Annotated in this window: 11 protein-coding genes; 4 read left to right on the top strand and 7 right to left on the bottom strand. The window is 71.4% G+C overall.

Going from position 1 to position 10,200, the window contains the following annotated elements; genetic code table 11:
- Nucleotides 1-158 precede the first annotated feature (158 nt).
- Both VK611_07770 and VK611_07775 read right to left on the bottom strand, forming a co-directional pair.
- Nucleotides 159-1,520 (bottom strand): hypothetical protein, encoded by a 1,362-nt coding sequence (locus VK611_07770; GenBank protein ID HMG41213.1) that lies wholly within the window; start codon nt 1,518-1,520, stop codon nt 159-161.
- An 85-nt stretch (nt 1,521-1,605) separates the two neighbouring features.
- On the bottom strand, nt 1,606-2,088 hold the full coding sequence (locus tag VK611_07775) for a MarR family transcriptional regulator (GenBank protein ID HMG41214.1): 483 nt from the start codon (nt 2,086-2,088) through the stop codon (nt 1,606-1,608).
- 103 nt (nt 2,089-2,191) lie between these two features.
- Here VK611_07775 and VK611_07780 point away from each other — a divergent pair, with 103 nt between their 5' ends.
- On the top strand, nt 2,192-3,172 hold the full coding sequence (locus VK611_07780) for a pirin family protein (protein HMG41215.1): 981 nt from the start codon (nt 2,192-2,194) through the stop codon (nt 3,170-3,172).
- A gap of 80 nt (nt 3,173-3,252) precedes the next feature.
- On the opposite strand, the gene VK611_07785 is transcribed toward VK611_07780, so the two are convergent.
- Nucleotides 3,253-4,401: an acyl-CoA dehydrogenase family protein gene (locus tag VK611_07785; GenBank protein ID HMG41216.1), complete on the bottom strand. Its 1,149-nt coding sequence runs from the start codon at nt 4,399-4,401 to the stop codon at nt 3,253-3,255.
- Nucleotides 4,402-4,474: 73 nt separating this feature from the next.
- Between VK611_07785 and VK611_07790 the strand changes: the two genes are divergently transcribed.
- On the top strand, nt 4,475-5,539 hold the full coding sequence (locus VK611_07790) for a hypothetical protein (protein HMG41217.1): 1,065 nt from the start codon (nt 4,475-4,477) through the stop codon (nt 5,537-5,539).
- 21 nt (nt 5,540-5,560) lie between these two features.
- Here VK611_07790 and VK611_07795 read toward each other — a convergent pair whose 3' ends face one another.
- On the bottom strand, nt 5,561-5,806 hold the full coding sequence (locus tag VK611_07795; GenBank protein ID HMG41218.1) for a cupin domain-containing protein: 246 nt from the start codon (nt 5,804-5,806) through the stop codon (nt 5,561-5,563).
- A gap of 36 nt (nt 5,807-5,842) precedes the next feature.
- Between VK611_07795 and VK611_07800 the strand changes: the two genes are divergently transcribed.
- Entirely contained in the window at nt 5,843-6,601 is a 759-nt protein-coding gene (locus VK611_07800) for a VOC family protein (GenBank protein HMG41219.1), read from the top strand.
- A gap of 25 nt (nt 6,602-6,626) precedes the next feature.
- Here the strand turns inward: VK611_07800 and VK611_07805 are convergent, their stop codons facing one another.
- Entirely contained in the window at nt 6,627-6,923 is a 297-nt protein-coding gene (locus VK611_07805) for a hypothetical protein (protein ID HMG41220.1), read from the bottom strand.
- 85 nt (nt 6,924-7,008) lie between these two features.
- On the opposite strand from VK611_07805, the gene VK611_07810 reads away from it, so the two are divergent.
- Nucleotides 7,009-7,665, top strand: a complete 657-nt coding sequence (locus VK611_07810; protein ID HMG41221.1) for a DUF305 domain-containing protein — start codon at nt 7,009-7,011, stop codon at nt 7,663-7,665.
- A 19-nt stretch (nt 7,666-7,684) separates the two neighbouring features.
- Here the strand turns inward: VK611_07810 and VK611_07815 are convergent, their stop codons facing one another.
- Both VK611_07815 and VK611_07820 read right to left on the bottom strand, forming a co-directional pair.
- Nucleotides 7,685-9,637 carry a hypothetical protein gene (locus VK611_07815; GenBank protein ID HMG41222.1) on the bottom strand — a complete coding sequence of 651 codons (1,953 nt, stop codon included), beginning with the start codon at nt 9,635-9,637 and terminating at the stop codon, nt 7,685-7,687.
- Nucleotides 9,638-9,734: 97 nt separating this feature from the next.
- Nucleotides 9,735-10,200 (bottom strand): PQQ-binding-like beta-propeller repeat protein (locus VK611_07820; GenBank protein ID HMG41223.1); only part of this gene is annotated, 466 nt, incomplete at its 5' end.

The following is a 10,200-nucleotide window of genomic DNA, read 5'->3' on the forward strand; positions in this document are numbered from 1 at the left end:
CCAGACGACGTCGCTGGAGGACCGGGTCGCCGGAGCGGACAAGTGAGCACCACCCGCCTCCGCCTCCACCCCGGCCGCGGTCCCCGGGTCGTCCCGCTGTGCGCGCGCTGACCCTCGGCCGCACCCGGTCGCTGCGGTTGAAGGCCCGGCTCTAGCCCCTAACGGCCGTCGAAGTCCCAGAGCTGCACGGTCACGTGGTGCTCCGACGATGCCCAGTTGGGCACGTTGACCGTCACCCGCCGGTCCGGCGCGGTGCGCGCGGTGGTGGTGATGCGAACCGGGTCGTTCGGCGGCGTGGTGGCCGGGATGGCGACGTCGATGCCGGTGAGGAACGGCAGGGCGAACAGCGCGGGTATCGGTGCCGCGAGGTTGGTGACCCCGTCGCTGCCGACGTCGAAGGCGAACACCGCGTTCACCCGCTTGGTGCGGGGTGCGTTGGCGGCGTTGAGGACCTGCTGCCCGTCGATCGCCAGCGTGTCACTGCCGGCACCCTGGTCACCCCACAGCTCCTTGTACCTGGTGACGGTGAGGGAGGCGTGGTTCGGGCCCTTCTCCCGCAGCAGGTCGATGCCGGTGCCGGGCGTGGAGGTGAGCAGCCGCACCAGGTGGTCGCTGCGCACGAACGGCTGGAAGTAGAAGTGGTGGGTCGAGCCGGTGGCGTGGACGACGGCGAACTCGTAGTGGCGGCCGCGATGGGCCTTGAACGGTCCCCAGGCGCCGTCGGTCCCGAGGGCGAACGTGGCGGCGGGCCGCCGACCCCGACGCGAGCCGCTGCGGCCGTCGACCTCCCAGACATCCAGTCGATCGCCTGCGGCACCGGCGTTGCTGGGGAACAGGCTGGCCCGCCCGGACAGCTGCGGGCGGCCCAGCTCCGGCAGCACCTTCGTGGTGCGGGGCGCCCGGCCGGTGAAGAACTCGTAGAACTGGGCGAAGGTCTCCGGAGCGGTGGCCACCTGCACGTGCGACTGCGTGGGGGCGTAGTAGTTCTGCGCCCCCACGATCTGGCGCGTCGGCGACCCCTCGCCCCACACGGCCAGGGTGGGGACGCCGCCGGGCAGGGTCGTGGCGGTGGCCCCGTCGATGTTGACGTAGTGGGCGACGCGGGCGGCCCGCTCGGGCGAGCTGTTGAGGTAGCCCTGCGACACGGCGGTGCCCAGGGAGTGGCCCAGCAGGTCGACCTCGTCGGCGCCGGTGTCGGCCAGGAGGTCCGCGATGAGCACGTCGAGCCCGGCCCACACCTCGGCCATCGTGTTGAGGCCGAAGGTGGAGTCGTACTCGTGGACGGCGACGCGGTCGGCCGGGTAGCCGTTGCTGGTGAGCCGCAGCGCCTGGCTCTCGAACTGGGCGCCCGAGCCGGCACCGCCGTGGACGAAGATCACCGGACGGACCGAGCGACCCGGGCGGTGGGCTTCCGTGGCTCCCGTGGCTCCCGTGGCGCCCACCGGCGGAGCGACCGCCGCCAGGCTGCCGAGCAGCAGGGCGAGTACGAGACCGAGCGCGCGGCCGACTGTGCGTGCCATGGATCTTCCCCCCGAGGGCCGAGTCCGTGCCGGACCCATTCACGCAGAGATTGAAGCGATCGTCAAGAGAGGTAAAACATCTGCGTTACTGCGAGGCCGGTCCGCTGCCATCGCCATCGTCGAGCCGGGTGAGGACCGCTCGGGAGATGGCGGCCAGGTCGTCGAGCTGACCGCGGGTGAGCGCGGCGACGAACCGACGCCGCACCTGCTCGACGTGCAGGGGGGCCGCCTGCTCGATGGTGCGCCGCCCGAGATCGGTCAGGGCCACGAAGGAACCCCGAGCGTCGGTCGGGCAGATGTCCCGTGCCACCAGGCCCCGCTTCTCCATCCGGCTGATCTGGCGCGACAGCCGGCTCTTCTCCCACTGAAGCTCGTCGCCGAGCTCGTGGGCCCGGATCCGCCCGTCCGGGGCCTCCGACACGCCGACCAGCACCGAGTAGTCCGCCCCGGACAGGCCCGTGTCCCGCAGATCCTTGGCCAGCTGCGCGGTGAGCTGGGTGTACATCGCCAGGAAGCCACGCCAGGCGGCGTGCTCCCGTTCGTCGAGCCAGCGGGGCGATCGACCCATGACCCCACGGTAGGCGGAACTGGTTGACATGACAACGATTGCCGCTAGCGTCCTGGTTGACACGTCAACCAAATACGGACCGACCGCCCAGGAGGTCGATGCCATGCCCGCGATCACCGTCGAGAACCCGCTCGCACTGCCACGCCTGGACCCGCTGGTCGGCGAGGCGCCCACCGCCCGCCGGGTGGCGCGGGTCGTCGCCTCCCACCGCCAGCTCGAGGGTGCCGGGTTCGAGATCGCCCGGCCGTTCCCCGGCGACCTGCCGCTCTCGGCGACGTCGCCGTTCGTCCTCCTCGACCACCTCGGCCCCCAGGTCAACGGCCCGGGCGAGGCCGCGGGCGCGCCGTGGCACCCCCACCGCGGCTTCGAGACCGTCAGCTACGTGCTCGACGGCGAGATCGCACATCACGACACCAACGGCGGCGGCGGGGTCATCGGGGAAGGCGAGACCCAGTGGATGACGGCCGGCGCGGGCATCCTCCACGACGAGCTCCCGACCGAGCGCTCCTACCGCCAGGGCGGGCCGGCCCACGCCGTCCAGCTGTGGGTGAACCTGCCCGCCGCCCTGAAGTTCACCCCACCGCGCTACCAGGCCATCACCGCCGACTCGATGACGCTGCTCAGCAGCCCCGACGGCGGGTCGCTGGTGCGCCTCATCGCCGGCGACGTCGGCGGCCACGAGGGGCCCGGCTCCACCCACACGCCGATCGCCTACCTCCACGCCACGATCGCCCGCGACGCCGAGCTGGTGCTGCCGTGGAACCCGACCTACACCGCGATGGTGTTCGTGCTCACCGGTCAGGGGACCGTGGGACCGGAGCAGCGGCCGGTCGCCGACAACGACCTGGCCATCCTGGGCGACGGCGACCGCGTCACCATCCGGGCGGCGGCAACGCTCGAGGGCGGGCACGACGCGCTCGACGTGCTGGTGCTCGGCGGCGTGCCCATCGACGAGCCGGTGGTCCAGTACGGACCCTTCGTCATGAACACCCGCAACGAGATCGTCCAGGCGATCGAGGACTACAACGCCGGCCGGCTCGGCACGATCCCGGCCGACCAGATGGCCCCGCGCAACTTCGCCTGAGCCGGGCCCGCCGTCGACCCATCAGACCCGTACCAACCACCCCGCCACCGCCCCAAGCGGTGAAGGCTGCGCCTCCGCTGTCACACTCCGAGGCTGCGGCCGATGATCTCCTTCATGATCTCGGTGGTGCCGCCGTAGATGCGGGTGATGCGGGCGTCGGTGTAGGCCCGGGCGATCGGGTACTCGGTCATGTAGCCGTAGCCGCCGTGGAGCTGGACGCCGGTGTCGATCACCCGGCCCTGGAGCTCGGTGCACCACCACTTCGCCATCGCCGCCTCCTCGGCGGTCAGCTCGCCGTCGTTGAGCGCCAGCACGCTGCGGTCGACGTAGCTCTGCCCGATCTCGATCTCGGTCGCCATCTCCGCCAGCCGGAAGCGGCTGTTCTGGAACGACCCGACGGGCTGGCCGAACGCCGTGCGCTCCTTGGCGTACGCGAGGGTCCACTCGAAGGCGGCGCGGGCGGCGGCGATGGCGGTGGCGGCGATCGACAGCCGCTCCTGCGGGAGGTTGGTCACCAGGTAGCGGAAGCCCTCGCCCTCGTCGCCGAGGCGGTTGGCGACGGGGACGCGCACGTCGCTGAAGAACAGCTCCGCCGTGTCCTGGGCGTGGAGGCCCACCTTCTCCAGGTTCCGGCCACGCTCGAAGCCCTCCATCCCCCGCTCGAGGATCAGCAGCGACATGCCCTTGTGGCGCTGGGTGGGGTCGGTCTTCACGGCGGTGATCACCAGGTCGGCGTTGATGCCGTTGGTGATGAAGGTCTTGGAGCCGTTGACGACGTAGTGGTCGCCGTCGCGGATCGCCGTCGTGGTCATCGACGCCAGGTCGGAGCCGATGCCGGGCTCGGTCATGGCGACGGCGGTGATCGCTTCGCCCGAGCAGATCTTCGGGAGCCAGCGCTCCTTCTGCTCCTCGTTGGTGAGGCCGGTGAAGTACGGGAGGCAGATGTCGTTGTGGAGGGTGAGGCCCAGGCCGGCGGCGTTGACGGCCGCCTGCTGGATCTCCTCGGCGATCACGAGGTTGTAGCGGAAGTCCTTCACTCCCCCGCCGCCGTGGCGCTCCTCGACGTCCATCCCCAGGAAGCCGGCGGCGCCCGCCTTGGCGAACACGTCGCGGTCCATGAGGCCTGCGCTCTCGAAGCGGTCGTTGCGGGGGACGACCTCCTTGTCGAGGAACTGCCGGAAGCTCGACCGGAAGAGCTCGTGCTCCTCGTCGAAGAGTGAACGTCGCATGCCTTCAGTATCTGCGCGGAGGCGCTCATCGGGACACCTGACGGAGCGTCAGATTTCGTCGTAGCCTCCGGCCATGACCTATCGAGTGGTGCAGTGGAGCACCGGCAACGTGGGCCGGCACGCGCTGGTGGGGATCGACGCCCGGCCCGACCTGGAGCTGGTCGGGGTGTGGGTGTCGTCGTCGGCGAAGGAGGGGATGGACGCCGGTTCGCTGGCGGGGCTGGACCGGTCGCTGGGCGTGGCGGCCTCGACCGACGCCGACGCCCTGCTGGCCCTGCAGCCCGACTGCATCGTCCACACCGCCATGGCCGACCACCGGCTCACCGAGGCCCTCGACGACCTGGCCCGGTTCCTGCGGGCCGGGATCAACGTGGTGTCGAGCGGGCCGGTGTTCCTGCAGTACCCCGACGGCGTGATGCCGGATTCGTTGATCGACCCGGTGCGCGCAGCGGCGTTGGAGGGCGGGGCGAGCCTGTGGGTCAACGGCATCGACCCGGGGTTCGCCAACGACTGGCTGCCGCTCACGATCACGTCGATCTCCGAGCGCATCGGGCAGGTGCGCTGCATGGAGATCCTCAACTACGCCACCTACGACCAACCGATGGTGCTGTTCGACATCATGGGCTTCGGCCAGGCGATGGACTCGGTGCCGCTGCTGCTGACGCCGGGGGTCCTGACGACGGCGTGGGGGTCGGTGGTGCAGCAGATCGCCGCGGGGCTGGGCACGTCCCTGGATGCCGTCGAGGAGTGGTACGAGCGGGTGCCGGCGCCCGAGTCGTTCGACATCGCTGCGGGGGTCGTGGAGAAGGGCACCGTGGCTGCGCTGCGGTTCGAGGTGCGGGGCATGCGGGACGGCGTGCCGATCGTCGTGTTGGAGCACGTCACCCGCCTGCGCGACGACCTGGCGCCCGACTGGCCCCAGCCCACCGGCGACGGCTGCTACCGGGTGGAGGTCACCGGCGAACCGATGTACACGGTCGACCTGCAACTCCTGGGCACCGACGGCGACCACAACACCGCCGGCCTGAAGGCCACCGCGATGCGCCTGGTCAACGCGGTGCCGGCGGTCGTCTCGGCTCCCCCGGGGTTGCTCACCGCGCTCGACCTGCCGCTGGTGACGGGGCGCGGGCTGCTGTAGCCCGACGCCGGAGCCGGGGCGTCACCTCATCCAGGGGAGGGGCGCGGTCCCGCCGCCGTCGAGGCGGGCCTGGCCGGCGACGGACGTGCAGGCGAGGACCCGCAGCGGCTCGTCGCCCGGGTTGCCGAGGGCGAAGTCGGTGTCGGGCGGCACGACGATGGCGTCGCCCGAACCGGCGTCGGTGACGGTGTCGCCGACGTGGACCTGCGCCCGGCCCGACAGGACGACCACCAGCTCCTCCCGGGTGACCTGGTGCGGTGTCGTCAACTCAGTTGTCCATCTGGGGTGCGGTAGACCGTGCCGATGCCGACCCGTCTCGTCCACCTCGTCGTCGACGCCGCCGACCCCGCCGGGCTGGCCCGCTTCTGGTCGGCCGCGTTGGACTGGCCGATCACCTTCGAGGAGCCCGACGAAGTGGTGATCTCGCCTCCCGTCCCCGACGGCCAGCTTCCCCTCGTCTTCGTCCCCGTCCCCGAGCCGAAGGTGGGGAAGAACCGGGTGCACCTGGACCTGGCGTCGCGGTCGTCCGAACATCAGGCGGAGCTGGTCGCCCGGCTGGAGGGGTTGGGCGCCCGCCGGATCGACATCGGCCAGGGCCCCGACGTGACCTGGGAGGTGATGGCCGACCCCGACGGCAACGAGCTCTGCGTCGTCAGCCACGCCGGCTCGGTCGGCGCCGACCCCGCGTCGGCCTTCGGGTCCCTGTCCCCCGTCGCCGCCGTCGTCCTCGACTCCCCCGACCCCGAAGCGATTGCCCCGTTCTGGGCGGAGGCGACCGGGTGGCCCGTCCTCGGCCACGACGACGTCCACGTCTGGCTCCGCGACACCTCCGCCGCGGGCCCCTACCTCGACATCCGCCACAACCCCGACCCCAAGACCACCAAGCTCCGCGTCCACCTCGACGTCGCCCCGTTCGCCACCGACGACCAAGCCACCGAACTCGCCCGCCTCGAATCCCTCGGCGCCCGCCCCCTCGACATCGGTCAGGCCCCCACCGCCACCTGGACCGTCCTCACCGACCCCCAAGGCAACGAGCTCTGCGTCCTCAGCCCCCGTCCCTGACCGGTGAGGTCCGCCTGTCGCATCGCTACACGCGTGGTAGCGCCGACTGGTTGTGGTCATCGTCGTCGTCCCGGTGGGTGTGCTCGTCGCCGTTCTCGTCCTGAGTTGGCTGCTCGACTCGGAGGCGGTGCAGGGTTGTCTGGGTGCCATCGGTCTGTTGATCGCCGTCCCCGCCCTCGCCTTCTTCGCCTGGGTCGTGGTCGAGATCGTCATCGAGGGCTTCGTCGGCGAGGGCCGGTTTCCCGGGCCCGACGAGGTCCTCTTCGGCGCTCACAACTACACGGGAGGTCTCGTAGAAACGCTGGCGCTCCTGGCTGCTCATCCCTGAAGTCGAGAGCTTGCGTCAGCGTCGTCGTCGAGGACCGTCGGGCTCCAGAGCCGAGAGGTTCCGGCTACGGTGCGCGCCGGTGTCGCGGGCGCGTCAGATGGTGATCGCGGGGGCCGTCGCGGTCGCCGCCGGGGTGGGTGTCTTCCTGGCCGTCGGTGGTGAGGGCGACGACGGCGGCGTCCGCACCGTGCAGCCCGGGGCGCCGGGCGAGCCGGGACGGGAGCTCGACGACGACGAGGCCGCCGGCATCGAGGCGCCGGACCACAACGCCGCCGACGTGTCCTTCATGCAGCGCATGATCGTCCACCATCGACAGGCCCTGACGATGACCGCGCTCGTCGCCGACCGCACCGAGCGCGACGACCTGCCGCTGCTCGCCGAGCGGATCACGGTGTCCCAGGAGGACGAGATCGAGCGTCTGTCGCGGTGGCTGACCGACCGTGACGAGGCCGTCCCCGACGACGCCGACGACGGCGACCACCAGGACCACACGGGGATGCCCGGCATGGCCACCGCAGCGCAGCTCGCCCAACTCGAACAGGCCCAGGGCCCGGCGTTCGAGCGCCTGTTCCTCGACCTGATGATCGCCCACCACCAGGGCGCGCTCACGATGGTCACCGACCTCTACGCCGCCGGCGGCGGCCTCGAACCCGAGGCCGACCGCTTCGCCCGCGAGATCGAGGCCGATCAAGCGACCGAGATCGGCCGCCTCCAGGAGCTACCGGAGCAGCTCTAGGAGCCGAGCCGATAGGCGATCAGTCGAGGGCGGCACACTGGCCGGTGGCCACGCCGCTGACGTCGTTGGCGGCGCCGAGGTTGATCGGAGCCGGGGTGTTGCCCTTGCACACCAGGGCACCGTGCACCGAGCTGTCCGCGACGATCGGCTCCACGTCGCCCGTTGCGGAGTTGGTGAGCGTCAACGCTCCTCGGACCGTGGAGTCGACCACGGCGACGCTCCCGGTCGACCGGTCGACGGAGACCACGCCGCGGACCGTCGTGTCGTAGAGGTGCACGGCGCTCGCCCGGGTCGCGACCACCGCCCCCGTGATCGACGAGTCCAGCGACAGCAGCGACCCGCCCTGGCGTACCACGGCCCCGCCGAGCAGCGTCGCCCCGTCGAGGCAGGTGACGCCGGTGACCACCAGCACCTTCGTCTGCCGGCCCGTCACCGTTTCGGTGCAGGTGCGCACCAGCTGGTCGAACCGGGCCCGGGCCACCGCGAAGCTCGGCGCCCAGGTGGTCCTCGTCTGGTGCTGGGCGTTGAACTCGTCGACCTGCACCTCGCGTGCGGCCGCGATCTCGGCCTCGGTCAGGTGCTCGCTCGGGAGCAGCCCGAAGACGTCGAAGCCCCGGGCGATCTCGCTGCCGTAGATCTCGCCGTTGTACCAGTAGGCCGACCAGTAGCCGCCGAGCACCAGCGACGAGGCGTTGATCGGGCCCCGGTCGAAGAAGCCGATCTCGACCGGATGGGCCGCGTCGGTGAAGTCGACCAACGAGATGCCGCCCTGGTACCAGGCCTGGGCCAGGATGTCGCGACCGGGCACCGGGATCAGCGAGGCGTTGTGGGCGACGCAGTTCTCCTGCACCGTCTGGGGCACCGGCAGCTTGTAGTAGCTGGCGAAGTCCATCTGTCCGCCGGCCACCGTGAAGATCGCGTCGGCGCCCCACTGCGGCTGGTCGGTCTCCCGGCAGCGGGCTGCGGTTCCGCCTCCCCACTCGTCGGTGAACAGCACCTTCGAGCCGTCGTTGGTGAGCGTGGCCGAGTGCCAGTACGCGAAGTTCGGATCGGCGACCTCGTCGATGCGGACCGGGTTCACGGGATCCGAGATGTCGACCAGGATGCCGTTGCCCTCGCAGGCGCCCGCGGCCAGGCCGATCTCGGGATAGGTGGTGATGTCGTGGCACGCGTCGGTGATCGGGCTCGGACCCCACGGTGCCCCGGACGGATGGGTCGGCGTCGGCAGGGTGTTCTGGAGCCCGTCGATCGCCCCGGTGACCGGATCGGTGAACAACCGCGGCTCGCTGACGATCGCGGCGGTCTGCGGCGCCGCCAACGGCACCTTGATGATCTCGATGCGCCACCGCGACGGGTTCTCGCCGGTGGCGGGGTTGTTGTTGCAGCCGGCCATCGTGCCCGCCGGCCGCACCCCGGCCGTCCCGGCCACGTAGACGTAGACGTTCTCGCTGTCGTCGGGGTCGACCACCAGCGAGTGGGTGTGCGAGCCCCGGCACGACTGGACCGCCGCCACCTGCACCGGGTTGGCGACGTCGCTGATGTCGAAGATGCGCACGCCCTGGAACCGGGTGCCGACCGTCGGGTCCGTGCCGCAGTCCACCCGGGCCCGGGTCTCCTCGACCGACATGAAGAGCAGGTTCCCGTGGACCGACAGGTCACCCTGGCCGCCCGGGCACACGACGTTGGTCACGTTGACGGGTTGGGTCGGCTCGGAGATGTCGTAGATGTTGAAGCCGTGGAAGTTCCCGACGAAGGCGTGGTCGCCCTTGAAGGCCATGTCCGACGTCACGAAGGCGAAGTTGCCCGGGTTCGCCGGGTCGACGAAGCCGGCCGGCTTGTCGTGATGGGCCTCGAGCTCGAGGTTCCGGATCGCGGTCTCGGCATCGAGCCACCCCGGATCCAACCCGACCCGGGGATCCCCCTCCTGCGCCACGGCGCTCGGCGGCAACGCGCCCGCCACCAGCAGCGCCACCGCAGTCAACAGACCGAACCGTGATGCCCAATGCCGTCCCATGCCTCGCGCCTCCCCCTGGTCACGCGTGACACCGACAGTAGTTCCCGAGGTTCAGCTAGTCGTCAGAACCTGCGGGCGCTGGGGTGGGGGCGAACGTGAGGAGTTGGCTGGGGGACGGGGCGGGTTGGGTGGTGACCACGAACAGGCGGCCGCCGGCCACCGACATGCTGGTGGGCGCGCCCGCAACCGGGAGCGTGACCAGGGGCGCCGGCGGCTCCTGCGTGGCGTCGAAGGCCTGCACCGCGCCGGTCACGCCGACGTAGACGACATCGCCGGCGACGACCGGGGCCGCGGTGGCGTCGGCGTCGAGCGTCGCGCTCGCCGTCGGCGCACAGGTGGCCGCGCCGCAACCCGCGGCCGGGAAGACCGCGAGGGCACCCCCGGCGGCCACGTAGATCCGATCGTCGGCGAGGGCCAGGCCGGGCGCAGCCGCACCCAGGGGCGCGGTCCACGTGATCGCCCCGGTGGCCCGGTCCACCGCCACGAGGTCGGTGCCCCGGGTGACGAAGACCGACGAGCCG

This window comes from Acidimicrobiales bacterium, from assembly GCA_035316325.1.
Classification (GTDB): domain Bacteria; phylum Actinomycetota; class Acidimicrobiia; order Acidimicrobiales; family VFJN01; genus DASXTK01.

Bases quoted from the DNA above. Each gene is read 5' to 3' on its own strand.
- VK611_07770 (HMG41213.1), bottom strand. From the start codon at position 1,520: ATGGCACGCACAGTCGGCCGCGCGCTCGGTCTCGTACTCGCCCTGCTG.
- VK611_07775 (HMG41214.1), bottom strand. From the start codon at position 2,088: ATGGGTCGATCGCCCCGCTGGCTCGACGAACGGGAGCACGCCGCCTGG.
- VK611_07780 (HMG41215.1), top strand. From the start codon at position 2,192: ATGCCCGCGATCACCGTCGAGAACCCGCTCGCACTGCCACGCCTGGAC.
- VK611_07785 (HMG41216.1), bottom strand. From the start codon at position 4,401: ATGCGACGTTCACTCTTCGACGAGGAGCACGAGCTCTTCCGGTCGAGC.
- VK611_07790 (HMG41217.1), top strand. From the start codon at position 4,475: ATGACCTATCGAGTGGTGCAGTGGAGCACCGGCAACGTGGGCCGGCAC.
- VK611_07800 (HMG41219.1), top strand. From the start codon at position 5,843: ATGCCGACCCGTCTCGTCCACCTCGTCGTCGACGCCGCCGACCCCGCC.
- VK611_07805 (HMG41220.1), bottom strand. From the start codon at position 6,923: ATGAGCAGCCAGGAGCGCCAGCGTTTCTACGAGACCTCCCGTGTAGTT.